The sequence below is a fragment of the Streptomyces actinomycinicus genome (assembly GCF_016741775.1).
GTDB lineage: Bacteria > Actinomycetota > Actinomycetes > Streptomycetales > Streptomycetaceae > Streptomyces > Streptomyces actinomycinicus.
The window spans coordinates 67,990-94,475 of record NZ_JAERRK010000002.1 but is presented as its reverse complement, the minus strand read 5'-3'; the positions used below and the strand labels follow the sequence as shown (position 1 = coordinate 94,475).

Here is a 26,486-nt window from a genome sequence, read left to right as displayed (position 1 = left end):
GTCCTGTCTAGGGCTAGTACTCGTAGTGCTGTGCAGTGCCCGGGACTTTACCAGTTCGGGGGTTTTCCCATGGCCGGACGTTGAAGTGTGGCCCTTGGTCGCCAACTCCACCCTCGCCGTAGTAGTGCCCGTACGCATGGTCTTGGATGATGACCCTGCTTCCATCGCGCCGTGTGTACACGTATTCGCGCGTCATTACTGGGTTGTGTGATGCATCCATGACTTGTTGACCTGTTCGATCCGTCATCGGAACAGTGCGGATCTCGTCCGGGTGCTGAGCCATTGGAATATCCAAGTCTCGCTTGGCTTCCCGGAAGGCGGCATTGCGACTACTCGAACGCATGTGTGTGGGGTTTTCGGTGCACCCATCAACAGGTGCAAGACCGAGGGGGTCACTCCACCCATGTGGATTGTGAACGTACGTGTCCGGGTTGGGTGCCGGTACGAGTCCGAGTGGATCGGGAGTCAGGTACCGCGCCGTTTCCGGGTCGTAATGGCGGAAGTAGTTGTAGTGCAGCCCCGTTTCCGGGTCGTAGTACTGGCCTGGGAAGCGTAGGGGGGTGTAGGTGGTGCTGTTTGCCGTCCACGCCGTTGTTCCCCAGAGGGTGCTGCGGGTGCGCCAGGCGATGTCGCCCTGTTCGTCGATCAGTTCGCTCGGGGTGCCGACCAGGTCGGTGACGATGGCGAAGAAGCGGGAGTCGATCTCCTGCTGGGGGGCTTCCGTCGCGGTGATGCGTTCCGTCTGGGAGAGCGGGCGCAGGCCCTGGTGGTCCCAGGTGAGGGTGACCGGGTGGGGGAGGTCCGCGGACGTTGTCGTCTGTTCGCAGAGGGTCGTGCCGTCCCACGTGAAGGTCACCCGCTCCAGCACCGTTTCGCCGTCCTCGGCCAAGCGGAGTTTCGCCGTGCGGCGGCCCAGGGGGTCGTAGGTGTAGCGCCAGCGCGTGCCGTCCGGGGTGACGACCGAGGTCAGGCGGTCCTCGGCGTCCCACTCGTAGCGCCACGTGTCCGGCTTCCGCGACAGGCGGGTCTTCTGGCGCAGGGTGATGCGGCCGAGGGCGTCGTGTCCGTAGCGGACGTTGCCGGCTCGGGTGATGCGCGTGCCCGCGTAGGAGCGGGGGCCCGTCGCCTCTGCGCCCGGGTGGTCCGTCGGCCAGGAGGCCTCGGTCTGGTTGCCGGCCTCGTCATAGGCGTACCGCTCCGTCCAGCCGGCCGCGTGCACCGCCGTGACCCTGCCCGCCGCGTCCAGGTCGAAGCGGCGGGAGCCGGACAGGTGGTCCTCGATGCCGGTCAGGTTGCCGTCGGCCCGGTACGTGTACGCCCGGTGCTGGACCTGGTGGCCCCCCACGCCGGTCACCGACTGGCTCGTCAAGCGGCCCAGCGCGTCGAAGGTGTGCTCAAGAGCCACACCGACGCCGATGCGGCGGGTCACCTCGCGGCCCGCGTCGTCGTACGTGAAGTCGATCGGGCGACCCGACGCCACCATGCCCGTGCGGCGGCCCGCCGCGTCGTACGACCACGTCGTCTCGGCCCCGGCCGGGGTGGTGCGGCCCGTCCGGCGGCCCAAGGGGTCGTACGTGTACGTCACCGTGCGGCCGTCGACCGTCTCCGAGTGCAGGCGGCCGTAGCGGTCCCGCAGGAGCGTCAGCGTCGTGCCGTCGGGGCCGGACGCCTGGGCCAGTTGGTCGGTCAGGTCGTAGGTGTATGTGGTGATTCGGCCTGCCGTGTCCTTGCGGAGGACTTGGCCGAATTCATTTCGCTCGAAGGACGTCACCTCGCCGAGCGCGTTCCGCCGTGAGAGCAGGCGGCCCGCCGCGTCGTACTCGTACTCCAGCGCGCGGTCGTCGAAGTCCGTCTCCGTCACCAGGCGCCCGGCCGCGTCGTACTCGTACGTCCACGTCAGGCCCTGCGGGTTCGTGACCTTCGTCAGGCGTAGTTCCGAGTCGTGCTCGAACTCGTAGCGGACGCCGTCCGGGCCCGTGCGTGCCGTCAGCAGGTCGAAGTGGGTGTACTCGAAGTACGAGACACCGCCGAGCGCATTCGTGTGGCTCGTGCAGTTGCCCTCGCCGTCGTACGTCCACCTCTCCGTGGTGCCGTCGGGGGCCGTGCGGCCGGTCAGCCGACCTTCGATCGACCAGTCCAGGCGGGTCGTGGCGCCGGTGGGGTCCGTGATCGTGGTCGGCAGGCCCAGGGCGTTCCGTGAGAACCGCGTGGTCGCGCCCAGCGGGTCCGTCACCACCACCGGGAGGCCCGCGCGGTCGCACACGATGGTCGTCGTGTTGCCCAGCGGGTCCGTCACCGATGTCAGGTGACCGGCGTCCGTGGAGGTGAAGAACGTGGTCCGGCCCGCCGCGTCCGTCACCGAGGTGCGGTTGCCGCGCTCGTCGTACGTCTGGCGGGTCACCGTGCCGTCGGCGTGCACCACCTTCACCGGCAGGCCCAGGTCGTTGTACTCCGCCCTGGTTCCGCGGCCGTCCGGGCGGGTGACCGACGTCAGGTTGCCTGCGTCGTCGTACTCGAACGTCGTCGTGTGCCCCAGCGCGTCCGTCGTGGAGAGCAGGCGGTTGTGGCGGTCCCGGTGGTAGCGGGTCGTCGCGCCCAGCGGGTCGGTCTCCGCCACCACCTGCCAGGTGTCGTTGACCAGGTAACGGCGGGTGTGTCCCTCGGCGGTCGTCGCCGTCGTCGTCCGCAGGCCCGTCTCGGGGTCCGGCTCCCCGTACGTCAGCCGCAGCGCCATGTGGCCCGCCGAGCCGCCCTCCGCGATGCAGCGGTCCCGGTCGTCGTACTCGTACGTGTAGCTGCGGTCGTTCGTGTCCGTCCAGGACGTGACCCGGCCGGCCTCGTCGTACGTGAAGCCGAGCGGCAGGCCGGAGGAGTCGGTGACCTCCGTGAGGTTGCCGTCCGTGTAGCCGAAGCGCTTCAGCTCCTCGCCGGTCGTCGCCAGGTGGTACGCCGTCACGCGGCCCGACCCCGTCGTGATGCGGACGCCCTGGCCGGCACTCGTGAAGACACCCAGGGGGGTACCCCCGGCGTCGTACTCGAAGGTGATCCAGTTGCCGTTGCGGTCGTCGATCTGTTCCAGGACCGCCAGGCCGGGGCCCCGGTCGGCGAAGTGCCAGGTGCGGTGGGTCCGCGGGTCCGTGATCGTGTAGCCGTCGTCCACCCGGTCCAAGAGCCGGCGGGGGCCGTGGTGCGGCAGGGTGAGCAGGCCGGGGGCCGGGTGGGGGTACGAGAGGAGGAGACCGTCCTCCGTGACGTGGACGACTCCCTCCGCGTCGATCTCCAGGCGCTGGTCCAGCGTGGAGGACCAGGAGGGGCCGAACCAGCGGCCGAGGTCGTAGCCGGACTCGACTCGCCTGGTCAGGAGCAGCGGCAGGGTTCCGGGGAGCGTGACGTCCGTCTGTGGCAGGTACATCCTGCCGCTGGCGAGGTCGATCGGGTCGGTACCGCCGCTGTGTACGGAGTCACCGTCCCGCGTGGGCTGTACGGGATCCTCGTCCAGGTGGCCCCGCCCCGTCCTCCCGGCCGCCCCCTCGGCCCCGGCTCGTGCCTCCCGTCCCGCCGCCGTCTCCGCCGCCCGTCGGGCGAGTCCCGTCTCGGCGGCCTTGCGTGCCAGCCCCATCTCCGTGCCGAGGCCCTTGGTCCCGAAGAGTTCGGGGAGCATCCTGCCGCCGAACTCGGAGGGGTCCTTGCGGAACTCGTCCCACATGGTCTTCGCGGTGCGTTCGGGGTGGGCCGCGGTGGAGACCAGGCCGGAGAGCGTCATGCTGACGTTCTGCATGTACGCGGACGGGTGGGTGATGTTGTAGGGGTCGGTGGGGTTCAGGCCGCGGACGAAGTTGACCAGGCCCGCCGTGCCCTTGACGACGCCCCCGCCGAAGTGGGTGAGTTCGATGCCGGTGGACAGGGCGCCGTCCTTCAGGTTGCCCTCGAGGCGCTCCAGGGGCGGAGGCTCGGCAGGGGCGTGGGCCAGGGCCGCCTTCACCTTGCCCTGCGCCTCGGAGGCGGCCGTGTTGCGCTGCTTACGGGCCTCGGCCAGCTTGTGCACGGCGGCCTTGATGTCGGCCCTGCCCGCGTCGAGGTCCTGGTGCGGCTTGGGCCCCGGGTCCTCGCCCGCGCGGACTTTGGCGTTGTAGGTCTCGGCCTTGGTCCGGTAGTCGTCAGCTGCGTCCTCGCCCGCCTTCACGCCCTTCTTGTAGAGCGCCACGGCCTCCTCGGCCTGGCCCTGCGCCCACTTCACGGTGTCCGCGTACGCCTCCAGCGCCCCGGCCGCGGTCTCACAGGCCTCGGCCGCCTGCGTCCACTTCGTGGGGTGCACGCCGAACTTCTTGCGGAAGGCGCCGCCGCCCTCACCCTTCCAGCCGGAGGAGTCGACCTTCTTCAGCCCCTGGCCGACCTTGTCGAACGCGCTGTGGAAGTCCCGCAGGTGCTTGGCGCTCTCGCGGATCTTCGCCGGGCTGCCATGGACGAGTTCGTCGGCCTCCTCCGTCTCGTCGAGCTGCTGCTCGCCGGGGGTCGCGCCCAGGTCGGAGGCGACGCCGTCACCCCAGTCCTCCACCACGTCGGCCGCCTTGTGCGCCCCGACGTAGTCCAAGCCGTCACCGATCTTGTCGGTGGTGTAGTCGACGCCCTCACCGAGGAGCTTCTTGCCGCCGTCGAGGAGCTTCTCGCCGCCACCGAGCAAGGAGTTGGTGATGTCGCCGATGCCCATCAGCGCTCACCGCCCGGCTCGGAGCCGTCCGCGTCACCGACCGCCTCACGCAGATCGCCCAGGCCCACGCCCGGCACCGGTCCGATGGTGTGCGAGGTCATCACATCGTCCGCAGCCGTCTTCCAGCCCTGCTTGCTGTTGGCCCACGCCTCGTCGAAGGACTCCTTGCTGTAATCCACGTCACCGCCGGAACCGGCGATCTCGCCGTAGCCCATCTTCTGCACCTCCTCCTCGGAGGCGTACGGATTTCCGACGGCCGCGTTCTCGGCCACCTTCAAGGTGCCCTCGACGTACTGGTCCGTCTCGTAGTACGTGCCCGCCGCCAGACCCGTCTTCAGCGCGAATCCGTTGCCCTCGTTGACCAGCGACCGCACGCCCCACTCCCAGCGCTCGCAGAACGACTTGAACTCCTCCGTCAGGCCCTCGTGCCCCAGTTCCAGGCCGGACAGCGAGATCTCGCCGAAGCCGCGCCCTGCACCGGACGTCCCGAACCCGCCCAGCTCCTTCAGCTCGCCCAGCGCCGCGGTCAGGCCCTTCGCGATCAGACCGAGACCCTGCGTCGCCAGGTCCTTGCCACCGCCGTCCGTCACTTCTCAGCCCCCGCCCCGCTGTCGACGTCCACCGCCACCTCGTCGGGCACGACTCCCCGTACCGGCGGAAACAGCACACCGCCGTCCGCCCCGTCCGCGCAGTCCAGCGCCACCCCGCACGGCACCCCCACGGCCGGCACCGCGGCATCCAGCAGACGCGCTCCCAGCCACCGCTGGTACGCCCACTCGCGGTCGCCCTCCCCCCGCGCCGACGCGAAGCGCGCCAGCGCCCCCTCGTCGGAGAAGGCGTAGATCCAGCGGACGCCGCCGAAGTCGGCCGTCAGGGGGGCTTCTTCCCGGTCCACCGGCACGAGCACCGGCGTCCGCCGGAACTCGCCCAGCAGCACGGCGAACTCACGGTGCCTGCGCGCGCCCTCGGCGGCGGGCATGCCGGATGCCTCCGAAGCCGTGGTCGCCGAATTCGGTGTGGTCGCCGGAACGGACGTGGTCGCCGAATCCGACGTGGTCTTCCCGTCCGGCGTGGTCCCCGGATCCGCGGTCTCCGTCTCCGTGGTCCCCGGATCCGTGGCCCCCGCCTCCACGCCCCCGGTCACGTCCGCATAGTCGTACAGCCGTGACCTGCGGGTGCCCTCCGTCGAGCCGGCGCCTTCCGCGTGTTCAGCCATGCCCGGGATCATCACACCGGCACATTGACAACTGCAACGCGAAGGCCGGCGTGGACGGTGAGGTCCGGCCAGCCACACGCCACCTCGATCGCACGCACGGCTTCTCGGCCTGCGCCACCTCGATCGCACGCACGGCTTCTCGGCCTGCGCCACCTCGATCGCACGCACGGCTTCTCGGCCTGCGCCACCTCGGCCTACGCCTCCTCTTCCGCGCGCCGCCCCGGGGCACACGAAGGCGCCCGGTGCCGCAGAGGCCCCGGGCGCCGTGCGTCAGCCGGTGTTCACGTCACGGCAGTGCGTGCACGTGCGCCCCCACCGGGCTGGACCACGCGTTCCCGGACGCCGCGTCCCAGTTCGTGGACCAGGTCATCGCGCCCCGCAGGGCCGGGTAGGTCCTGGACGGCTTGAAGGTGCCGCAGTTCGTGCCCGCCGTCAGGCAGTCCAGGGCGTTGTTGACCACCGTCGGGGAGACGTAGCCGCCGCCCGCCGCCCGCGTGGAGGCCGGCAGGCCCAGGCCCACCTGGGACGGGGACAGGCCGCCCTCCAGCTGGATGCAGGCCAGGGCGGTGAGGAAGTCCACCGTGCCCTGTGAGTACACCTTGCCGTCGCAGCCCAGCATGGAACCGCTGTTGTAGTACTGCATGTTGACGACCGTGAGGATGTCCTTCACGTTCAGCGCCGTCTGGAAGTAGGAGTTCGACGTGGACTGCATGTCGATCGTCTGGGGAGCCATCGTGATGATCAGGGACGAGCCCGCCTTCGACGACAGGGAGCGCAGCGCCTGCGTCATGTACGTGGCGTTCAGGCCGTTCTCCAGGTCGATGTCGACGCCGTCGAAGCCGTACGTCTGCATCAGCGAGTAGACGGAGTTCGCGAAGTTCGCCGCCGAGGCCGAGTCGTTGACCGACACCGTGCCCTTCTCGCCGCCGATCGAGATGACGACCTTCTTGCCGGCCGCCTGCTTGGCCCTGATGTCGGCCTTGAACTGGTCGACCGTGTAGCCGCCGAGGCCGGCCGAGTCCAGGTTGAAGACCACGGCTCCCGGGGTGGACGTTGCGTCCGCGAAGGCCACGGCGATGATGTCGTAGGCGGAGGGGACGTCGGACAGCTTCTGGACCGTCGCGCCGTTGTTGAAGTTCTGCCAGTACCCGGTCACCGCGTGCTTGGGGAGCGTGCCGCCCCCGCCGCCGCCCGTGCCGGAGGACGTCGTGCCCGTCACCGTCGCCGACTTCGCCGACTCGCCCGCCGCGTTCGTGGCCGTGACCTGGAACGAGTACGACGTCGAGGCCGCCAGACCGGCCACCGTCGCCGACGTGCCGGTCACCGCCGTGACCTTCGTGCCGTTCCGGTAGACGTTGTAGCCCGTCGCGCCCGAGACCGCGGACCAGGTGAGGGAGACCGAGGAGGACGTCGTACCGGCCACCGTGAGGCCGGCGGGGGCCGCCGGGACTGTCGGGGCCGGGTCGCCGCCTCCGCCGCCGTCGGGGCCGTAGACCGAGATGTCGTCGGCGTAGTAGGCCGCCTGGCCGTACCAGCCGTGGGTGTAGACCGTGACCGAGGTCGTCGACGCGCCCGTGGTGAAGGTCGTCGTCAGCTGCTTCCACGCCGGGGAGTCGGGGGTCCAGGTGGAGACGTCCGTGGTGCCCGTGCCGGTCACGCCCAGGTACGCGTAGCCGCCCTGCACCCACGCGCCCAGCGAGTACGTCGAGTTGGGCTTCACCGCCACCGACTGGCTGCACCTGGCGTTGTCCTGGCCGGCCGGGGTCGCCTTCAGGGCGCCGGCGCCGCCGTGCACGGGGGAGGAGACGGTCGCGCCGCTGCCGGACGTGCACGTCCAGCCGGCCAGGCCCGACTCGAAGCCGGCGTTCTTCACGTTGTTGACGTCCGCCGCGGACGCGGGGGAGGCGGCGGCGAGGCCCGCGACCGAGAGGGCCAGGGCGGTGGCGGCGGACCACGTCGCGAGTCGCCGTCCGCGGGGTCTGGGTATGCCTGGTACGCGGTCCACAGGAGCCTCCGGTGGGGGAGTTGGCGGGGAGAGGGGGAGTGCACGGTGGCCACCGCTCGCCTACAAGTTGGTCCAGACCAATCCTGGGTGTCAAGAGGTCCAGACCAAACCCGTCGCCGATCGCCTGCTCAACCTGTCCGGGTTTGGCGGGACTTGCGCAAGGAGAGTTGCACACCGGCTTCACAAACGCTGTTCTCCGGCCAGACGGCCGTGGATACAGTGCTCACGTAGTCACGCAATGAAGTCGTCCTGGCGCATTGGAGTCACACCGGTGGGCCGGAGGGTGTGAAGAGCGGGGAGCTGCGCGTGCCAACTGCCATTGCCGTGACCAGTGCCGACATGGCGCTGCCGGCGCAGGACGAACGGACCATGCCCGCCGTCGTGCTGAGCGGCCTCGACCGCAAGCCGCTGGACCACGCACTCACCGAGATCCACACTCTGACCGAGCAGTACGGGTACCTGGTGGTGGTGTGTTCACAGGCCACCCCGGAACCGGTCGTGCGACGCCTGCACACCCTGCGCTCGCTGCTGGAGAGCGACCGGATCGCCCTGTTCCGCCCCGAGCTGCCGCCGCTCGGCATCGCCGTCCTGGCCCGGCAGCTGCGCCAGCTCGCCTCCTGCGACCTGAGCCCGGGCCTGCTCGCCTCCGCCGGCCGGCTGCTCACCCACTACATCCACGCCGGCGCCGTCCTCGGCTCCGTCGCCAAGCTGGACCGGGTGCCGGTCGGACTGAAGGCACACGCCAGATCCTGGGTGCCCGGCAGCCAGTTCGCCGTCGTCGCGCACCCCGAGCCGCAACTCGTCAAGGTCACCCCGGACGCCACCCTCAAGGGGCCCGAGTTCAGCACCTGGATGCTCGTCGCCAAGGGACAGCTGCAGAGCGAATGGGCCGCCGGGCTCGGCACGCAGTGGAGCGTGCACGGGCTGCGCGAGACCCCCCTGCCCGCCGAGTCCCCGCTGTGGTGGGGGACCGGCCGCCTGGTCGAGTTCTGCAGCTACCTCGCCGACCTCTCGGTCCTCTACCAGCTGGTCACCTCCGTACGGCAGACCACCTGCCACTGGTGCGGCCTCGACGTCATCGGCGACCGCTGCGTCTTCTGCTCCGCCACACCGCCACCCGCCCACGAACCCGCCGCACCCCGCGCACTGGAGCAACGCGCGCCCGCCTGACCGGCCCGGACACCACCCTCACATCCCGCTCGACCGATTCCCCCAATGAGGTTGCACGGTTCATGAACTCCCGTCAGCGCCGCGGCGTGATACTCCTGATCCTCTCGGTCCTGTGCGCGCTCGGCGCGTTCGCCGGCGTGCTCTCCGTCGTCCACGACGCGAATTCCAAGGTCGGCCCCGAGGTCACCGCCTACCGGGTCAAGTCCGAGGTCGAGCCCTACACCGCGCTGGACACCGGCCAGTTCGAGAAGATCGAGATGCCGGAGCGGTGGCTGTCCGGCAACGCCGTCACCGACCTCCGCCAGATCCGCGGCAAGATCGCCGTCACCACGCTGCGCGCCGGCTCCCTGCTGCAGACCGACATGATCGTCGACCAGCCCGCCCTCCAGCCGGGCCAGCAGGAGGTCGCCATCATGATCGACGCGGCGACCGGAGTCGCCGGCAAGATCACCCCCGGCTCGCGCGTCAACGTCTACGCCACCTTCGAGGGGAAGAAGGAGGGCGACCCGGACCAGTCGAAGATCATCGTCACCAACGCCCGGGTACTCGACGTCGGCCACATCACCGCCCTCGACCCCGACCGCAGCAAGAACCAGCAGCAGCCCACCGAAGCCGTCCCCATCACCTTCGCGCTGTCCACCCTCGACGCCCAGCGCATCACCTACGCCGAGTCCTTCGCCCAGCGAGTCCGGCTCGCGCTCGTGGCCCCCGGCGGCGAGACCGGCGTCCCGGACAAGGACCGCACCTACGAACTCGCGACGGACAAGTGAGAGGCGGCCATGCCCACCAGGATCCTCCCGGCCGGCGCGGACCCGGACGCCGTCCGCTCCCTCACCACCCTGCTCAGCCAGCTCCCCGACGCCGAACCGCAGCCTCCGGTGACCGACTCCACCCAGCTGGTCGACTCCCTCGCCCGGCTGGCCGCCGAGTCGGTCGACGAACTCCCCGAGGTCGTCGTCGTCCACGAACGCATCGGCCCGGTCCCCGCCCTGGAGCTGATCCGCGAGGTCGCCCTGCGCTTCCCCGCCGTCGGCGTCATCCTCGTCACCACCGACGCCGGCCCCGGCCTGTTCGCCGCCGCCATGGACTCCGGCGCCCGCGGCCTGGTCGGGCTCCCGCTGTCGTACGAGGAACTCGCCGGCCGGGTGCAGGCGGTGGCCCAGTGGTCGACGGGCGTACGACGGCACCTCGGCCACGGTGCCGACGTGCTCGGCGGGGCCGGCGGCACCGTCGTCACGGTCAGCGGCGCCAAAGGAGGCGCGGGCGCCACACTGACGGCGATCCAGCTGGCCCTCGCCGCGCAGGCCTCCGGCCGCCCCACCGCCCTCGTCGACCTGGACCTCCAGACCGGCGACATCGCCTCCTACCTCGACATCCAGTTCCGCCGCTCCGTGGCCGACCTGGCCACCATCACCGACATCTCACCCCGCGTACTCGCCGACGCCGTCTTCCGCCACGACACCGGCCTCGCCCTGCTCCTCGCGCCCGGCGAGGGCGAACGCGGCGAAGAGGTCACCGACCGGGCCGCCCGCCAGATCGTCAGCGCCCTGCGCTCCCGCTACGAGGTCGTCGTCATCGACTGCGGCGCCCAGCTCAGCGGTGCGGGCGCGGCGGCGGTGGAAATGGCCGACACCGCGCTGCTCGTCACCACTCCGGACGTCATCGCCGTACGCGCGGCCAAGCGGACGGTCCGGATGTGGGACCGGCTGCAGATCCGCAAGGCCGAGGAGACGACGGTGGTCGTCAACCGGCACACCCGCAGCACGGAGATCCAGCCCGCACTGGTGCAGCGCATCACCGGCACGGCCCTGGCGCGTACGGCCGTACCCGCCAACTTCAAGGAACTTCAGGCCGTGGTGGACGCGGGCCGGGTGCACGAACTCGACGCCAAGAGCACGGTGAAGCAGGCCCTGTGGGGGCTCGCCGGCGAACTGGGGCTGGTCAAGGGCGCCGCCGAGGCGGGCTCCCACCGAAGCGGCGGCCGGGGGCCGGTCGGCTTCCGGCGGCGGAAGGAGTGAGCGCTCCGTGAAACGGCCGGGCGGGGACCGGGGACAGGTGAGCATCGAGTTCCTCGGGATGACTCCGTTGATCGTTCTGACGCTGGTGCTGATGTGGCAGGCCGTGCTCGTGGGATACACCTTCACGCAGGCGGGGAATGCTGCGGACGAGGCGGCGCGGGCGGGTACCGCAGCCCCGCGGGGAGGGGCACGTCAGGCCGCGTGCGCCGAGGCGGGGCTGAAGCACCTGTCGGCGGCGTGGAAGGGGGACGCGTCCGTGAGCTGCAACCCGTCCGGCTATGTCACGGCCGACGTCTCCCTCAAGGTCCCGGTCCTCTTCCCGGGCCTGGTCTCCTTCCCCGTCACCGTGCACGGCCACGCCGGTGCCGTCGAGGAGGTGAAGGACTGAGATGCCGCACCGCCGTATGCGCGACGTGGGTCAGGTCGCCATCGAATACCTGGGCTTCATCCCGGTTCTGCTGATCGTCGGGCTGGCCGGCATCCAGATCGGGGCGGTCGCCTACGCCGCCGAGCAGGCCGGTACCGCGGCCAGGGCGGGGGCGCGGGCGGAGTCGCTGGGGCAGGGTGCCGCACAGGCGTGCGCGCAGGCGGTCGGCGGAGGACTGCACGTGGAGTGCGGGCGGACCGGAGGCGACGGCGAGTCGGTCACCGTCACCGCCCACGTCACCATTCCCAGAATCCTCTGGAGCTTCGGCGACGCCACCAAGTCCGCCACCATGCCGCGCTCGACCACTGACCGAGGAGAAGCGAACCCATGAGCCTGCGGGCACGCATCAGCACTCCCGAGGAGCACGGCAGCCGGGGCGAGGACGGGCACCTGGTCGCCTCCTACCGGGCCAAGCTGCTGGAGGAGATCGACCTCGCGGAGATGAGTTCGCTGGCCGCCGCCGAGCGCCGGGCGCGGCTGGAGCGGGTCCTCGGGCACATCATCAGCCGCGAGGGCCCGGTGCTGTCGACGGTCGAGCGGTCCCAGCTGATCCGCCGGGTCGTGGACGAGGCGCTCGGACTCGGCATCCTGGAGCCGCTCCTCGAGGACGCGTCGATCACCGAGATCATGGTCAACGGCCCCGACGCGATCTTCGTGGAACGCGGCGGGCGGGTCGAGCAGTTGCCCCTGCGGTTCGTCTCCGCGGACCAGCTGATGCAGACCATCGAACGGATCGTGTCGACGGTCAACCGCCGCGTGGACGAGTCGAACCCGATGGTCGACGCCCGCCTCCCCTCCGGCGAACGCGTCAACGTCATCATCCCGCCGCTGTCGCTGACCGGCCCGATCCTCACCATCCGCCGCTTCCCGCGCTCCTTCACCCTGCAGGAGCTGATCGCCTTCGGCTCGCTGGACGAGCACATGGTGTATCTGCTGGCCGGCCTGGTGCAGGCAAAGTTCAACATCATCGTGTCCGGCGCGACCGGCACCGGGAAGACGACCCTGCTGAACGCGCTGTCCGGCCTGATCCCGTCCCACGAGCGCATCATCACCATCGAGGACTCCGCCGAACTCCAGCTCCAGCAGACGCACGTGGTCCGCCTGGAGTCGCGCCCGCCGAACGTGGAGGGCAAGGGGCAGGTCACCATCCGCGACCTGGTGCGCAACTCCCTGCGCATGCGCCCCGACCGGATCGTGGTCGGTGAGGTCCGCGGCGGCGAGTCCCTCGACATGCTCCAGGCGATGTCCACGGGTCACGACGGGTCGCTGGCCACCGTGCACGCCAACAGCGCCGAGGACGCCCTCACCCGGCTCCAGACCCTGGCGTCGATGTCCGACGTCGAGGTCCCCTTCGTGGCGCTGCACGACCAGATCAACAGCGCGGTCGACGTCCTCGTCCAGCTCACCCGGTTCGCCGACGGCGCCCGCCGGATCACCGAGGTCGCGCTGCTCGACAGCCACGGCGGTGAGCCGTACCGGCTGGCCACCGTCGCCCGCTTCGACGCCCAGCCCATGAGCCCGGACGGCCGCGTCTACGGCGCCTTCCGCTACTTCCCGCTGCCCCGCCGCACCGCTGACCGCCTCTACATGGCGAGCCAGCCCGTCCCGCAGGCCTTCGGCGTCGCGCGCACCGCCGACCAGCTCGCCACCCGAGAAGCCAGGTAAGGACCATGGAACTCCACACCCTCGTCCAGCTCACCACCGGCGTGGCGCTGCTGACCTGCGTCCTGGGCGTGGCCGGCGTACACACCTACGCCTCGGGCCGGGCCCAGCGCGCGGCCCTGGTCGACCGCCTCTCGCACACCGGCGCAGCCGCGGCGGCCGGCCGCCGGCGCCGCTTCCGCGACCTGGACCGGCGGCTGCGCCGCACCGGTTTCGGCCGCTGGCTGGAACTGCGGCTGGCGGCCACCGGCCTGGACGTCACACCGGGCGAGTTCTTCGTCTACATGCTCGCCACGGTCACCGCGCTCTGGCTGATCGGCCAGGCCACCCTGGCCCCCTTCTTCGGCCCGCTCGCGGGTCTGCTCGGCGTCTGGGCGACGGTCCAGTTCCTCAACTGGCAACGCCAGAAACGCATCGAGCGCTTCATCAACCAGCTTCCCGAACTGGCCCGCATCCTGGCCAACGCCACCCAGGCCGGACTCGCCCTGCGCACCGCGATCGGCATGGCGGCGGAGGAACTGGAGGCACCGGCCGGCGAGGAACTGGCCAAGGTGGCCGACCAGCTGGCCATCGGCCACTCCCTGGACGACGCGCTCGGCGAACTCGCGGACCGGCTCCCGTCCCGCGAGCTGGTCGTCCTCGTCACCACTCTGGTCCTGTCGAACCGGGCGGGCGGCCAGGTGGTGTCCGCCCTGCGGAACCTGACCGAGACCCTGGAGGAACGCAAGGAGACCCGGCGCGAGATCCGCACCCAGCTCTCCCAGGTGACCATGACGTCGTACGCCGTGCCCGTCCTCGGCATCGGCGCGCTGTTCCTGATGAACGGCGTCAAGGACGGCGCACTGGACCGTATGACCGGCTCATCGGTCGGCCAGGCCTGCGTGATCATCGCGTTCGCCATGTACGCCGTCGGCTTCGTCCTCATCCGCCGCCTGAGCCGGATCGACGTGTGAGGGAGGTGACCCGATGGCATTCCTGCTCGCCCTGCTGACGGGCCTCGGCGTCCTCGGTGCCTTCACCGGCATCCGCATGTACCGGGCCGACGCCAGGCTCCCCGGCGACCTCGCCGTGGCCCTGGAGGTCGGCGCCACCCGCACCGGCGCCGTCGGCTCCGTCATCGACCGCATGGGCATGCGCTACGCCCCCGCCGTGCTGCGCCTGATGGGCCCGCGCCTGGTGGCCAAGTACCGCCGGAGGATCGACCTCGCCGGTAACCCCGGCGGCCTGACGATCGACCGCTACGCGGCCCGCCGCGCCGTGTACGGCGCACTCGGCGGCGTGGGCTGCCTGGTCTTCCTGCTCCGCGGCCAGTGGTTCGTGGCCCTGCTCCTGCTGCTGTTCGGCGCCTTCTGGACGGAGGTCGGCATCTGGTCGGCGATCCGGGTCCGCAAGGACGTCATCGAACGCACCCTGCCCGACTTCCTGGACGTACTGGCGGTCGTGGTCAGCGCGGGCCTCGGCTTCCGCCAGGCCCTGGACCGGGTCGCCACCCGCTACGAGGGACCCTGGGCCGACGAACTCCGCATCACGCTCCGCCAGATGGACCTCGGCATGAGCCGCCGCCAGGCCTTCGCGGAACTGCGCCGGCGCAACGACTCCGAACAGGTGGCGATGTTCGTGACGGCACTGCAACAGGGCGAGGAACTCGGCGCGCCCATCGTGGACACCCTGGTCTCGCTGGCCAAGGACATGCGCCGCACCGACGCCCAGAACGCCCGTCGCAAGGCCGCCCGCGCGGTACCCAAGGCCACGCTGATGATCACCACGTTCATGGTCCCGGCGACGATGCTCCTGCTCGGCGCCGGCCTGCTGCTGGGCTCCGGCGTCGACTTCGGCTCGCTCACGGGAAAGTGAGACGGCCATGACGGTGACCGGACTGACGGGCGTCGGGGGCCACGCCGGGCCCGCCGGGGGCGCAGGGACCGCCGGGGGCGCAGGGGGCATCGGGTGGGCGGGAATGGCCCGGGGGACGCGAATGGCGCGGCTGGCCGGGGCGTTCGCACGGTGGCCGGGGCGGAGAGGCGCCGTCGCTCGCTTCGACCACGTCGACCATGCGACCGGTGCTGCCCCTGCCGTCGACGCCGAGCCCACGACCGGTGTCGGGTACGTGCCCGGTGTCGAGCACGCCGGGGGCGTCGGGCACGCGACAGACGGGGGGCACGCGCCCTGCGCCGACCACGCGCCCTGCGCCGACCACGCGCCCTGCGCCGACCACGTGACCGACGCCGACCATGCCGCGCCACCCGCGGCCGAACCCTCCGAGAAGCTCCAGATCCGGGCCCTGCAGGCAATGTGCCGCCAGGTCTTCGGCTTCCGGCTGGCGATGATCGTCCTGTCCGCCCCCGCGGCCCTCCTCAACGCGGCACCCGGTCTGGGCGCCCGGCTGGTGGGTGCGGCCGTGGTCGTCACGTTCATGGTGTCCTACGTCCTCTTCCGCGACTGGGAACGCTTCGGCCCCCTCCTCCTGCGCCACCCGAGCCTCCTGGCCGCGGACACCCTCTTCGGCTCCTTCCTCCTGATCTCGGCGGGCCCGGACACCACCCTCGCCTACGTCAGCGTCTGCACCCCGCTCCTGGCCGGCCTGGTCTACAGCTGGCGTGGCGCGGCCTGCTTCGCCTCTCTGCAGGCCCTGATCCTGCTGCTGGTCCACGCCACGCTGAAGGCCGACCGGCACGCACCCGTCGTCGAGGCACTGCTCCTGCCCGGGCTGTGTGTCATCGCGGGGGCGATGGGCTCGACCCTGCGCAACCTGATGCTCCGCTTCGGCGCCGCGACCCAGGCACTGACGACGGTCCAGGCGCGCCTCGCGGCGGCGGAAGCGGTGAGTGCGGAACGGGCGCGGCTGGCCCGGGAGATGCACGACTCGGTGGCCAAGACCCTGTACGGCGTGGCTCTGGCGGCGGACGGGCTGGCGAGCACGGCGTCGGCGGCCGAGCCCGACCCGGCCCGCATCAGGGATCAGGCGGAGCTGGTGTCCCGCTCGGCCCGCAGGGCGGCGGCGGAGTCGCGTGAACTGCTGACGGACCTGCGACGGGAGCGGCCGGAGTGGCCGGAGTCGCCGGAACGGACGGGGAGATCGCGGTTCTGGCACGAACTGGCGCAAGAAACGCGGACCTTCAGCAGACGCACAGGTCTGCGCGCCACCTGCCACTGGCCCACGGACGCGGCCGGCCTGCCACCTCTGCCCGCTCCCCTGGCCCGCCACGTCCTCTCCATCACCACGGAAGCGCTGGAGAACGCCCACCGGCACGCGTCCGCGACCGCTGTGGACGTCCGTGCGGCGGTCCAGGGCGACATGCTCTGCCTGTCGATCCACGACGACGGCACCGGCCTGCCGCCCGGCACGACACTGGAACACCTGCGCACCACCGGCCACTTCGGTCTGCTCGGCATGGTGGAACGGGCCGCCCAGGCGGGTGCCCGCATCCGCATCGGACGGGGCACGCACGAGCGGGGCACGGAGGTACGCCTGGACCTGCCCCTGCAGACGCTGCCCCACGTTTCCCAGGCTCCTTGAGAGGAGGACCCGTGCGACCTTCCGAGAACGACCACTTCCCCCCGTCGGCACCGACTCCGCCTCCGCTGCGGTTGCTGGTCGCGGACGACAATCCCGTGGTCCGGGCCGGCCTGACGGCACTGCTGTCGGGACGGCCGGACACCACGGTGGTGGCGCAGGCGACGGACGGCCGAGAGGCGTACGAGGCGGCGCTCCGGCACCGGCCGGACGTCGTACTCCTCGACGTCCGGATGCCCGGGGTCGACGGAATCTCGGCGTTGCCCCACCTGGTGCGGTTGGCCCCGGTCATGATGCTGACCTACAGCCACGAGACGGAGACCGTGCGGGAGGCACTGCGACTGGGGGCGGGGGGATATCTGGTGCACGGCGAGTTCACGACGGAGCAGTTGGTGAGGGCGGTGCGGGACGTACGGGAGGGACGGCCGCATGTGACGCCGGGGGCGGCGAGGGCGTTACTGACGGAGTTGCGTGAAGATGCACCTGCACACACAAAGCCCCAACCCCTGTCCACGGAACCGATTTTCTCCCCCCACCCTCTTTCGCAATTGCAACGCCCTGTGGGACAGTCGTTCCGATCCGGGTTCCGGCTGAGTACGAGGGAGGCGGAGATCATGGACCTCATCGCGTCCGGCATGACCAACCAGCAGATCGCCGACGCCTGCTTCATCAGCGAGAAGACGGTCAAGAACCACATCAACCGCATCTTCGCCAAACTCCACAGCACAACAAGGTCCCAGGCCGCGGCGAAGTGGCTGGGGGTGGCTTGAGATGGAACGGCGGGGCACCACCGCAGACAGACAGTGGGCCTGGGGTTGGGCCCTGGGGCCCTCTGTCCGGCGCCACGCCTCGGCATATGTTCCCTGGATCAGAGGCGAACTCGGAGGGGACCATCATGGGCAGCTGGTTCAACACCACCGTGGCGTACCTGCGGGCACGTCTCGCCCGGAGCGACAAGGGCCAGACCGCAGTGGAGTACCTCGGCATCATCGCTGTGGTCGTGGCGATCGTCCTGGCGATCACCGGCACGAGCATCGGGCAGACGATCTTCGATGCCATCAGGACCAAGATCAGCGAGGTCACCGGCGGCTGAATCACCCGCGCAGCGACACGGGGCAGGCCTTCCCCATCTACATCACGGTGGTGGCGGGCCTGCTCTTTCTTGCGTTGGCCTATCTGGCCGTCGGCCAAGCGGCAGTGAATCGGGGCGGTGCCCAAACGGCGGCGGACGCTGCGGCACTGGCGGCGGCCCAGGAGACCCGTAAGCAACTGGCGACCCAGTGGGTGAAGGTCGTACTGGATCCGACCAAGTGGCTGGACATCTTCGAGGGTCAGGGGGGCTTCAACTCATGTGGCCGCGCCGATGAACTCGCTGCCCAGAACGAAGCCACTCTGATCAATTGCCATTGGGACGGTGCCTTGCGCTACGCCGTGGACGTTCGGACCAACAAAGCCGTCGGAGACTCCGTAGTCCCCGGTACGGAGGACAAACATGCGAAGGCTTCTGCCGTAGCTGTGATCAAGTCGCTCTGCGATTTCAAGCCCCCAGGTGACGATGCCGGTGACGGCGCACTGCCCAAGTTGCAATGCAAGGACCGGGAATGGGCCCTGAACCCGGACGACCTCTCGGATCTTCCCGGGCCTGAGGACCTCTTCGACGTCCACCTGGCGGGCTGAGATGCGAACGACGAGTCAAGAAGGAAGCGGAGCGATGAGCATTCGGTTCACTGCGAAGGCTCGCAGGGGAATGGTCGCGTTGACCGTCGCGGCTGGTCTGGCTGTCGGCGTGACCGGTTGCGGTGGTGGTGGCGGTGACGACAAGAAGCCAGTCAGTTCGGCGTCCGCTTCCACAACAGGTGCCTCCGGCCCGAGTCCTCAGCAAGGGCAGTCGGATCAGCCGCTGGCCGAGTTGAAGGGGTCGGGCGGCCTGTTTCTCCAAATCACAACGGTGCAACGGGACGCTGGTGGTTTCGTCACTGTGAACGGGACCTTGAAGAACGACGGCTCCAAAGACCTGCTCATCCCGGCGGCCCTCAGCGGCAACGAAACTGAGATCACCAAGAACGGGCCGTCCCTGGGCGGAGCAACGCTCGTCGACTCCAAGGGAAAGAAGCGTTACTACGTCCTGCGTGACACGGAGGGACGCCCGCTCACCACGACTGGGCTGGGCACGCTCAAAGGTGGGCAGTCATTGCCGGTCTTCATGCAGTTTCCCTCACCACCTGCCGACACCACCGACGTCACTCTCCAACTACCCACCTTCGCCAGCGCCCCCGTCAAGATCTCCGGGTGAGGCCCAAGTGACCACCACACCCCGGCTCGCCCTCACCCTCGCTGTTCTCCTGTGTGCCGTGAATCTGTCCGGCACCACGGCGGCCGCCGACGACACCACCCCCAGCCAACCCCCCGGCACGGAACCCACCGCCGCCGCCCCGGTGAAAGTGGATGCCACCGACCCGGACCTCAAGCTCCCCGAAGGGGCCACCCTCGGCGAGGCCAAGGTGCTGGACATCAAGTCGGTCGTGGAGGACCAGAGTGGGGACGAGCGGCGGGAGGACACCAACGCGGACGTGACCTTCGCCCTGCAGGCCGAGGTCCTGTTCGGCAAGGACAGCGCCAGGCTCGACGACGACGCGAAGACCCGCATCGCCACCATCGCCGAGGAGATCAAGAAGCAGAACGCGAGCCGGGTCCGCGTGTTCGGCTTCACGGACAACCTCGGCTCCTCCGCCCACGGCGACACCCTCTCCAAGCAGCGCGCCAACGCCGTACAGGCGGTCCTCGACCAAGACCTCAACGACTCGGCCGTCACCTTCGACGTCCGCGGCTACGGCGAGCAGTACCCCATCGCCGACAACTCCACCGAAGCCGGCCGGAAGAAGAACCGCCGGGTCGAGGTGTCCTTCCCCCGCACCCAGCAGTGACCCGCCCCGACCGCTACCGCCCCGCCTTCCCGTCCCCCGCCTCGTACCCGAACCACACCCGACGGGTGCCGCCCGCGTCGATCGCCAGGCCGCCGGCCCCTCGGACGCCCGGTCAGTCGGCCCGTCCCGCTGCCCGGCACGATCACGAAGATGCCGGCCTCCCTGCCGTCCCCGGTGGCCGTACCCGAGTGGGCGAAGCCGGACGACCCGCGCCGGAGTGAACTCCTCGACCTCAACGTCCCTGAAGCTCTTGTGCCCGGATGCCAGAGGACGCCGCTGAGGCACACCTGGTCATCCTGTGCTTGGGCACCCATCGCGGTGGTGGACCGGGCACCGTGGGGGGATGCAGGGTGCGGGGGAGGGAGGGAGGCGTGCTCACGCGGCTCCCTCGGTCGTCGTCTCCACGCTCACCCGCACCCCCGCCCGCAATCCCCACCCCGCCATCGTGCCCGCCTCCGCCTCCACCACGTGCCGGGCACGTAGGCGGGGCAGGCCCAGGCGGGCCGGGGGCATCGTGCGGACGGCGATGACGGTCAGCCGGCGGTCCAGGTAGGCCACGTCGATCGGGATCCGCATCCCGAACGTGTGCACCCCGCTCGCCGGTGACAGCAGCATCGCCCCGCTGATCGAGTCCCGGCCCAGGAGGCCCCTCGTGCGTGCCCGGTAGGAGGCCGCGATCTCCAGGGGGAGGACCGTCGGGGGTTCCCCGGCCCCGTTCCCGTTCCCGTTCCCGTTCCCGTTCCCCGGCACGATCAGTTTCCCCGCTCCGTCCCGCCAGCGTCTTCCCACGTCCCCTCCCGTGCACCGTCTGCGCCGTCTGCGCCATCAACTCTTCGCCGGGTAAAACCAGTTGTCACCCCTCACCCTCCCCACTAGGAAGAGACCCATGACAGGACTCGGCGTCGTCTTCCGTCCCCAGCTCCCGCCCGAGCGGTTGCGAGCCGTCGCTCGCCTCGCGGACGACGTGGGGCTCGAAGAGCTGTGGCTGTGGGAGGACTGTTTCCTGGAGGGCGGCGTGTCCACGGCCGCCGCGGCGCTCGCCTGGACCGAGCGGGTGCGGGTCGGCATCGGGCTGCTGCCCGTGCCGCTCAGGAACGTGGCCGTCACCGCCATGGAGGCCGCCTCGCTGGAGCGCATGTTCCCCGGCCGGGCCATCCTGACCCTGGGACACGGCGTACAGGACTGGATGGGGCAGGTCGGTGCCCGCGCCGCCTCACCGCTCGGTCTGCTCGGCGAACACCTCGACGCCCTGCGTGCCCTGCTGCGCGGGGAGCGGCTCAGTGTGCGCGGGCGGTACGTCCAACTGGACGACGTCGCCCTCGACTGGCCCCCGCAGCGCCCGGTCGACGTGCTCGCCGGCGGCACCGGCCCCCGTACGCTCCGGCTCTCCGGCGAAAAGGCCGACGGCACCCTCCTCACTGCCGCCACTTCGGTGGACGGCGTACGTCGGGCCCGGGAACTCGTCGAGGAGGGGCGGCGGGCGGCCGGGCGCAGCGGTGCGCACCGGGTCGTCGTCTATCTCCTCACCGCCATGGGCGACGGCGCCGAGGCCCGGCTGCGTGCCGAACTAGCCGCGGAAGGGCTGGCTTCGGTGCCGGGCGTCGGGGTCGCCGGGGACGCGGCTGCCGTGGCGGAAGCCGTACGGCGGCTGGCCGGGGCCGGCGCGGACACCGTCGTCCTCCAGCCGACCGGTGACGAGCCCGACCCGGAGGGCTTCGTACGCTTCGCCGCGGAGAAGGTCCGACCGCTGGTGCCTTGAGGGACCCGGGCTTCTGGCGCCCTGAGGGACCTCCCCGTCGCGTGGGGAAGGGGAGAGGGCCTCGTCCAGGACCGTCTCCCATCCCCATCCCCATCCGCATCCCCATCCCCCCGACCGACCGTCGCTCAGCTCCCCCCGCTCACCCTCGGGTGATCCCCCGTCGCCCCGTCGATCAGCTCCCGCACGATGTCCATGTGCCCGGCATGCCGTGCCGTCTCCTCGATCATGTGGACCAGGACCCAGCGCAGGGAGACGGTGTGGTCCCGCCAGGGCGGGCGGCCCGGTGCGTCCAGGGACAGCTCGGCGATCACCCCGTCGGCCGCGGCTCGGGCGCGGCCGTAGAAGGCGGTGATCCGGGCCGTCGTCTCGTCGGGGGCGATCCGCAGGTCCTCGGACGTGTACGGGTCGAACCAGAGGGGTTCCGCCTCGCGGCCGAACGTCTCCACGAACCAGCCGTACTCGACGGAGGCCAGGTGCTTGACCAGGCCGAGCAGGCTCGTGCCGGTCGGGGTCATCGGGCGGCGCAACTGCTCGTCGTCCAGGCCCTCGAGTTTCCAGAGCACCGCGTCCCGGTGCCGGTCCAGGCTCCGGTGCAGGGTTTCCTTCTCACCGGCCGTGTACACGCCCTCCTCACCGGCGGTGTTGGCGGCGTTCGCACCCGCGGAGTTCCCGGCGGCAGTGGCATCCGCGGTGTTCCCGGCGGCAGAGGCGCCTGCGGTATACCCGGCATCGGAGGTGTCCGCGGTGTTTCCGGCGGCAGAGGCGCCTGAGGTGTACCCGGCATCGGAGGCGTCCGCGGTGTACCCGGCGGCAGTGGCACCCGCGGCGCCCGCGGCGTCAGAGGTCGTCATGGGCGGGGAAACTAGCAGGGCGCCCCGGCCGTCCGCTGCGATCATGGGCGTATGACTGCGGACCGTTCCTTCGCGGACCTCCTGGCCGAGGGTGTTGCCGTGCCCACCGAAGGGTGGGACTTCTCCTGGTTCGAGGGGAGGGCCAGTGAGGCCCGGCCCTCGTGGGGGTACGCCCGGTCGGCGGGGGAGCGGCTGGCCGTGGCCGAGGCCGCGCTCGACGTCCAGACCGGGGGCGGCGAGGTACTGGACTTCGCGCTGAGCCGGGCGGAACCGGCCCGGCCGGTGCTGGTCGCGGCGACGGAGGGCTGGCCGCCGAACGTGAGCAAGGCCACCGCCCTGCTGCGGCCGCGCGGCGTAGTCGTGGTCGCCGCCCCGGACGACGCCCCGCTGCCGTTCGCCCCCGAGTCGTTCGACCTGGTGCTGAGCCGCCATCCGGTGCGCCCGGACTGGGCCGAGATCGCCCGGGTGCTGCGGCCCGGCGGCACGTACTTCGCCCAGCACGTGGGTCCGAGCAGCGTCTTCGAGCTGGTCGAGTACTTCCTGGGGCCGCAGCCGGAGGAGGTGCGGCGCGCCCGTGATCCCGAGCGGGAGCGGGCGGACGCCGGGGCGGCCGGCCTGGAGGTGGCTGATCTGCGGACGGAGCGGCTGCGGATGGAGTTCCATGACATCGCCGCCGTCGTTCACTTCCTGCGCAAGGTGGTCTGGATGGTCCCGGGCTTCACGGTGGAGGCGTACGAGCCCCGGCTCCGTGCGCTGCACGATCGGCTCGAGCGGGAGGGGCCGTTCGTCGCGCACAGCTCCCGGCACCTCTTCGACGTGCGCAAGCCGGCCCGCAGCTCCCGGTAGTACTTCGACGTGCGCAAGCCGGCCCGCAGCTCCCGGTAGTACTTCGACGTGCACAAGCCGGCCCGCAGCTTCCGGTAGTACTTCGACGTGCACAAGCCGGCCCGCAGCTCCCGGTAGCACTTCGACGTGCGCAAGCCGGCGCGGTGACAAAACCGGCATACGGCGGGAAGCGGGGTGCCGGTTCACCGTGCCGTTCCTCGCGGTTTCCACATCGTTATCGAGCGCGGTTCACATCCGTCTCACCGGTCACGTAAGTTCAGACCAAGGTAATTCGCGTCAGCAAAGCTGCGCGGGCGGCACCGCGCAGTGGAGGGGGCTGCGCGGTGCCGTGAAACCGTGTGATCTTGGCCTGGGCGCCGCGGCGGAGCCGTCAAGGCACCGTTCGCCGACCGAGTAGCCCGTCGGAGGGACCTCGGGACAACTCGCCGACACGCGCCCAAGATGGCTCAATCCTTGCGAATCCATGCGTATCTGGCCGCATTCTCCTGGGATTCCGCTGTGAATCGGCCATGAAACGCCCCTGAATCCACCATTCCGAGGTCTCCGTGGCGTCGCTGGGTGATTTCGGAGAGTAGTTGTCTTGCGCCGATGCACCCACCATCCCTTACGAAGGGTTATGGTGGAAACCCCCCCTCGGGCCGGTCCGTCTCCCCCCCACGGACCGGCCCGTTTTTTGTGGCGGGCGTCCGGAACCGTTCAGCCGGCGTCCGTCGTCCCAACCCAGGGCCCGGGGAACCAAAACCCCGGACCGTGAGCGGGCGCCCGGCACCGGTAGGCTCCGGCACCTGACCCCGCGCCAAAATTCCCCGGAGAACCACGTGAACCTGCGCGACAAGCTGCGCAGCCTGCTCGTCAGGCTCTACGCACGCCGGGTGGAGGGCCACCTGGACCACGCTCAGGTGCCCAAGCACATCGGCGTCATCATGGACGGCAACCGCCGCTGGGCGAAGGCGAGCGGCTCCAGTACCGTCCACGGCCACCGGGCCGGTGCCGAGAAGATCGAGGAGTTCCTCGGCTGGTGCACCGAGACCGACGTCGAGGTCGTCACCCTGTGGCTGCTGTCGACCGACAACTTCGACCGGCCGCAGGACGAACTGGTCCCCCTGCTCGGCATCATCGAGGACGTCGTCCGCACCCTCGTCGCCGACGGCCGCTGGCGCGTGCACCACGTCGGCACCATGGACCTGCTGCCCGCGGGCATGCAGCGCACCCTGAAGGAGGCCGAGGAGGCCACCGCCCACATCGACGGCATACTCGTCAACGTGGCCATCGGTTACGGCGGCCGGCAGGAGATCGCCGACGCCGTGCGCTCCATGCTGCTCGACGCGCACGACAAGGGCGTGGCGATGGAGGACCTCGCCGAGTCCGTCGACGTCGACATGATCGGCCGTCACCTCTACACCGGGGCCCAGCCCGACCCGGACCTGGTGATCCGCACCAGCGGGGAACAGCGATTGTCCGGATTCATGCTCTGGCAGACGGCGCACTCCGAGTACTACTTCTGTGAGGTCTTCTGGCCGGCCTTCCGGAAGGTCGACTTCCTGCGCGCGCTGCGCGACTACGCGGCACGTCACCGGCGCTACGGCGGCTGACCCGTCCGGCACCGCCCCGTCGCCGCCCGGTGACGGGGCGTTGTCGTTTGCCCCGGTTCTTGCGGATGTAACGAGGAGTTCACCAGCGCGCTGTTGGCCGTATTTGCATGGCAGTGCATGTTCGAGGGCATAAGCCAAACAGGTCGACACCCGAACCACGGGTGTCGGATCTCAGCGGACGGCACGGAGCCGTCCGCCCGGGAGGCCCTTTGCACCAGCCCGATCGTGCGGTCACAGCGCGGACGAAGAGGCGGAGGGCCGGTCCTCGGCCCGTGCAGGGCGGCCGACGACCGGCCTGGATTTCCCCGCCCTCCCGGCCCGGCTTCCACTCCGTCGCTCCCCGACCTCATCCGAGGGGGTACGTCCTTCCGTGGTGACCAGCGCAAAGCGCCACAAGTCAGACCGGCGCACCTATGTTCTCGACACCAGCGTCCTGCTGGCCGACCCGAACGCCCTGACCCGCTTCGACGAGCACGAGGTCGTGCTCCCCATCGTCGTGGTCACGGAGCTGGAGGCAAAGCGGCACCATCCCGAACTCGGCTACTTCGCCCGCCAGGCACTGCGCCTGCTGGACGACTACCGGGTCCGGTACGGCCGTCTCGACGCCCCCATCCCGATCGGGGATCTCGGCGGCACGATCCGTGTCGAGCTGAACCACTCGGACCCCAGCGTGCTGCCCACCGGCTACCGCCTGGGGGACAACGACTCCCGCATCCTCGCGGTGGCCCGCAACCTGCAGGCCGAGGGGTTCGACGTCACCGTCGTGTCGAAGGACCTGCCACTCAGGATCAAGGCGTCGTCGGTCGGCCTCCTGGCCGAGGAGTACCGGGCCGAACTCGCCATCACGGAGAACTCCGGCTGGACCGGGATGTCCGAACTCACCCTCTCGGGTGAGCAGGTGGACATCCTCTTCGAGGAAGGGCACGTGTACGTCCCGGAGGCGTCCGACCTCCCCGTGCACACCGGCCTGACCATCCAGTCCGAGCGCGGCAAGGCGCTCGGCCGGATCACCTCCGAGGGCAACGTCCGCCTGGTGCGCGGCGACCGGGAGGCGTTCGGCATCAAGGGCCGCAGCGCCGAGCAGCGCATCGCGCTCGATCTGCTGCTCGACCCGGACGTCGGCATCGTCTCGATGGGCGGCCGGGCCGGCACCGGCAAGTCGGCGCTGGCGCTGTGCGCGGGCCTGGAGGCGGTCCTGGAGCGGCGGCAGCACCAGAAGGTGATGGTCTTCCGGCCGCTGTACGCGGTCGGCGGCCAGGAGCTGGGCTATCTGCCGGGCAGCGAGGCGGAGAAGATGAGCCCGTGGGCCCAGGCCGTCTTCGACACGCTCTCGGCGGTCACCAGCCGCGAGGTCATCGAGGAGGTCACCGCGCGCGGGATGCTGGAGGTCCTCCCGCTCACCCACATCCGCGGCCGGTCGCTCCACGACGCGTTCGTGATCGTGGACGAGGCGCAGTCGCTGGAGCGGAACGTGCTGCTGACCGTTCTGTCCCGGATCGGCGCCAATTCGCGGGTCGTGCTGACGCATGACGTGGCACAGCGGGACAATCTGCGCGTAGGCCGTTATGACGGTGTGGTCGCCGTCGTGGAGAAGCTGAAGGGGCACCCGCTCTTCGCGCACGTCACGCTGACGCGGTCCGAGAGGTCCCAGATTGCGGCGCTTGTGACCGAAATGCTGGAGGACGGGCACATCTGACGCCGAACTGACGGCGGTTGGCGCCGTCCGGCAAAGGCCACGAGCCTAGCCGGGCGGCGCCTTCGCGTGTGGCGCTTTCCTGAAATCCCCCGGACCAA

General features: G+C 70.5%; 24 protein-coding genes. 18 read left to right on the top strand and 6 right to left on the bottom strand.

What is annotated here, in order from left to right:
* Window positions 1-13 precede the first annotated feature (13 nt).
* The 4 genes from JK359_RS04440 to JK359_RS04425 all read right to left on the bottom strand — a co-directional run bounded on the left by JK359_RS04440 (window position 14) and on the right by JK359_RS04425 (window position 7,929).
* Window positions 14-4,708, bottom strand: a complete 4,695-nt coding sequence (locus tag JK359_RS04440; RefSeq protein WP_201831827.1) for a putative T7SS-secreted protein — start codon at window positions 4,706-4,708, stop codon at window positions 14-16.
* A complete protein-coding gene (locus JK359_RS04435) occupies window positions 4,708-5,298 on the bottom strand; it encodes a hypothetical protein (RefSeq protein ID WP_307787958.1) in 591 nt (196 codons plus the stop codon). Before JK359_RS04435 ends, JK359_RS04440 begins: the two co-directional genes overlap by 1 nt.
* Window positions 5,295-5,924 carry a hypothetical protein gene (locus tag JK359_RS38770; protein WP_236677302.1) on the bottom strand — a complete coding sequence of 210 codons (630 nt, stop codon included), beginning with the start codon at window positions 5,922-5,924 and terminating at the stop codon, window positions 5,295-5,297. Before JK359_RS38770 ends, JK359_RS04435 begins: the two co-directional genes overlap by 4 nt.
* 286 nt (window positions 5,925-6,210) lie before the next feature.
* Window positions 6,211-7,929, bottom strand: a complete 1,719-nt coding sequence (locus JK359_RS04425; RefSeq protein ID WP_307787957.1) for a chitinase — start codon at window positions 7,927-7,929, stop codon at window positions 6,211-6,213.
* A gap of 285 nt (window positions 7,930-8,214) precedes the next feature.
* On the opposite strand from JK359_RS04425, the gene JK359_RS04420 reads away from it, so the two are divergent.
* From JK359_RS04420 to JK359_RS04355, 14 genes are all read left to right on the top strand, one after another.
* Window positions 8,215-9,099 (top strand): hypothetical protein, encoded by an 885-nt coding sequence (locus JK359_RS04420; protein ID WP_201831826.1) that lies wholly within the window; start codon window positions 8,215-8,217, stop codon window positions 9,097-9,099.
* A gap of 62 nt (window positions 9,100-9,161) precedes the next feature.
* Entirely contained in the window at window positions 9,162-9,869 is a 708-nt protein-coding gene (gene cpaB / locus JK359_RS04415; RefSeq protein WP_201831825.1) for a Flp pilus assembly protein CpaB, read from the top strand.
* Window positions 9,870-9,878: 9 nt separating this feature from the next.
* Entirely contained in the window at window positions 9,879-11,117 is a 1,239-nt protein-coding gene (locus JK359_RS04410) for a CpaE/TadZ family protein (RefSeq protein WP_201831824.1), read from the top strand.
* A 7-nt stretch (window positions 11,118-11,124) separates the two neighbouring features.
* Window positions 11,125-11,505 carry a TadE family protein gene (locus JK359_RS04405; protein ID WP_201831823.1) on the top strand — a complete coding sequence of 127 codons (381 nt, stop codon included), beginning with the start codon at window positions 11,125-11,127 and terminating at the stop codon, window positions 11,503-11,505.
* Between the two features lies 1 nt (window position 11,506).
* The gene (locus JK359_RS04400; protein WP_201831822.1) at window positions 11,507-11,875 is read left to right on the top strand and encodes a TadE/TadG family type IV pilus assembly protein; all 369 of its coding nucleotides are present in this window, start codon (window positions 11,507-11,509) and stop codon (window positions 11,873-11,875) included.
* Window positions 11,872-13,209 carry a TadA family conjugal transfer-associated ATPase gene (locus JK359_RS04395; RefSeq protein ID WP_201831821.1) on the top strand — a complete coding sequence of 446 codons (1,338 nt, stop codon included), beginning with the start codon at window positions 11,872-11,874 and terminating at the stop codon, window positions 13,207-13,209. Before JK359_RS04400 ends, JK359_RS04395 begins: the two co-directional genes overlap by 4 nt.
* A gap of 5 nt (window positions 13,210-13,214) precedes the next feature.
* The gene (locus tag JK359_RS04390; protein WP_201831818.1) at window positions 13,215-14,159 is read left to right on the top strand and encodes a type II secretion system F family protein; all 945 of its coding nucleotides are present in this window, start codon (window positions 13,215-13,217) and stop codon (window positions 14,157-14,159) included.
* Window positions 14,160-14,172: 13 nt separating this feature from the next.
* Window positions 14,173-15,060, top strand: coding sequence for a DUF5936 domain-containing protein (locus tag JK359_RS04385; RefSeq protein ID WP_201831810.1), 888 nt, complete (start codon window positions 14,173-14,175; stop codon window positions 15,058-15,060).
* Window positions 15,061-15,181: 121 nt separating this feature from the next.
* Window positions 15,182-16,723 (top strand): sensor histidine kinase, encoded by a 1,542-nt coding sequence (locus JK359_RS04380; RefSeq protein WP_236677301.1) that lies wholly within the window; start codon window positions 15,182-15,184, stop codon window positions 16,721-16,723.
* A gap of 11 nt (window positions 16,724-16,734) precedes the next feature.
* Window positions 16,735-17,490 carry a response regulator gene (locus JK359_RS04375; RefSeq protein WP_307787956.1) on the top strand — a complete coding sequence of 252 codons (756 nt, stop codon included), beginning with the start codon at window positions 16,735-16,737 and terminating at the stop codon, window positions 17,488-17,490.
* Window positions 17,491-17,615: 125 nt separating this feature from the next.
* Entirely contained in the window at window positions 17,616-17,813 is a 198-nt protein-coding gene (locus JK359_RS04370) for a Flp family type IVb pilin (RefSeq protein WP_201831807.1), read from the top strand.
* The gene (locus JK359_RS04365) at window positions 17,810-18,397 is read left to right on the top strand and encodes a pilus assembly protein TadG-related protein (protein ID WP_201832741.1); all 588 of its coding nucleotides are present in this window, start codon (window positions 17,810-17,812) and stop codon (window positions 18,395-18,397) included. Before JK359_RS04370 ends, JK359_RS04365 begins: the two co-directional genes overlap by 4 nt.
* A gap of 34 nt (window positions 18,398-18,431) precedes the next feature.
* On the top strand, window positions 18,432-19,013 hold the full coding sequence (locus JK359_RS04360; RefSeq protein ID WP_201831805.1) for a hypothetical protein: 582 nt from the start codon (window positions 18,432-18,434) through the stop codon (window positions 19,011-19,013).
* 7 nt (window positions 19,014-19,020) lie between these two features.
* The gene (locus JK359_RS04355) at window positions 19,021-19,644 is read left to right on the top strand and encodes an OmpA family protein (RefSeq protein WP_201831803.1); all 624 of its coding nucleotides are present in this window, start codon (window positions 19,021-19,023) and stop codon (window positions 19,642-19,644) included.
* Window positions 19,645-20,019: 375 nt separating this feature from the next.
* Here JK359_RS04355 and JK359_RS04350 read toward each other — a convergent pair whose 3' ends face one another.
* On the bottom strand, window positions 20,020-20,433 hold the full coding sequence (locus tag JK359_RS04350) for a DUF192 domain-containing protein (RefSeq protein ID WP_201831801.1): 414 nt from the start codon (window positions 20,431-20,433) through the stop codon (window positions 20,020-20,022).
* A 61-nt stretch (window positions 20,434-20,494) separates the two neighbouring features.
* Between JK359_RS04350 and JK359_RS04345 the strand changes: the two genes are divergently transcribed.
* Entirely contained in the window at window positions 20,495-21,403 is a 909-nt protein-coding gene (locus JK359_RS04345) for an LLM class flavin-dependent oxidoreductase (protein ID WP_269138960.1), read from the top strand.
* A gap of 125 nt (window positions 21,404-21,528) precedes the next feature.
* On the opposite strand, the gene JK359_RS04340 is transcribed toward JK359_RS04345, so the two are convergent.
* Window positions 21,529-22,026 (bottom strand): DinB family protein, encoded by a 498-nt coding sequence (locus JK359_RS04340; protein ID WP_201832739.1) that lies wholly within the window; start codon window positions 22,024-22,026, stop codon window positions 21,529-21,531.
* A gap of 279 nt (window positions 22,027-22,305) precedes the next feature.
* On the opposite strand from JK359_RS04340, the gene JK359_RS04335 reads away from it, so the two are divergent.
* The 3 genes from JK359_RS04335 (at window position 22,306) to phoH2 (ending at window position 26,388) form a co-directional block, all read left to right on the top strand.
* Entirely contained in the window at window positions 22,306-23,100 is a 795-nt protein-coding gene (locus JK359_RS04335; protein WP_201831796.1) for a methyltransferase domain-containing protein, read from the top strand.
* Between the two features lie 818 nt (window positions 23,101-23,918).
* Window positions 23,919-24,692, top strand: a complete 774-nt coding sequence (locus JK359_RS04330) for an isoprenyl transferase (protein ID WP_201831794.1) — start codon at window positions 23,919-23,921, stop codon at window positions 24,690-24,692.
* Between the two features lie 370 nt (window positions 24,693-25,062).
* Window positions 25,063-26,388: an RNA 5'-3' helicase PhoH2 gene (gene phoH2 / locus JK359_RS04325; protein WP_201831793.1), complete on the top strand. Its 1,326-nt coding sequence runs from the start codon at window positions 25,063-25,065 to the stop codon at window positions 26,386-26,388.
* Window positions 26,389-26,486: the final 98 nt, after the last annotated feature.

Excerpts from the sequence above, each read along its gene's own strand:
- JK359_RS04440 (WP_201831827.1), bottom strand. The coding sequence starts at position 4,708 with ATGGGCATCGGCGACATCACCAACTCCTTGCTCGGTGGCGGCGAGAAG.
- JK359_RS38770 (WP_236677302.1), bottom strand. The coding sequence starts at position 5,924 with ATGGCTGAACACGCGGAAGGCGCCGGCTCGACGGAGGGCACCCGCAGG.
- cpaB (WP_201831825.1), top strand. The coding sequence starts at position 9,162 with ATGAACTCCCGTCAGCGCCGCGGCGTGATACTCCTGATCCTCTCGGTC.
- JK359_RS04410 (WP_201831824.1), top strand. The coding sequence starts at position 9,879 with ATGCCCACCAGGATCCTCCCGGCCGGCGCGGACCCGGACGCCGTCCGC.
- JK359_RS04400 (WP_201831822.1), top strand. The coding sequence starts at position 11,507 with ATGCCGCACCGCCGTATGCGCGACGTGGGTCAGGTCGCCATCGAATAC.
- JK359_RS04395 (WP_201831821.1), top strand. The coding sequence starts at position 11,872 with ATGAGCCTGCGGGCACGCATCAGCACTCCCGAGGAGCACGGCAGCCGG.
- JK359_RS04390 (WP_201831818.1), top strand. The coding sequence starts at position 13,215 with ATGGAACTCCACACCCTCGTCCAGCTCACCACCGGCGTGGCGCTGCTG.
- JK359_RS04385 (WP_201831810.1), top strand. The coding sequence starts at position 14,173 with ATGGCATTCCTGCTCGCCCTGCTGACGGGCCTCGGCGTCCTCGGTGCC.
- JK359_RS04380 (WP_236677301.1), top strand. The coding sequence starts at position 15,182 with ATGGCGCGGCTGGCCGGGGCGTTCGCACGGTGGCCGGGGCGGAGAGGC.
- JK359_RS04370 (WP_201831807.1), top strand. The coding sequence starts at position 17,616 with ATGGGCAGCTGGTTCAACACCACCGTGGCGTACCTGCGGGCACGTCTC.
- JK359_RS04360 (WP_201831805.1), top strand. The coding sequence starts at position 18,432 with ATGAGCATTCGGTTCACTGCGAAGGCTCGCAGGGGAATGGTCGCGTTG.
- JK359_RS04335 (WP_201831796.1), top strand. The coding sequence starts at position 22,306 with ATGACTGCGGACCGTTCCTTCGCGGACCTCCTGGCCGAGGGTGTTGCC.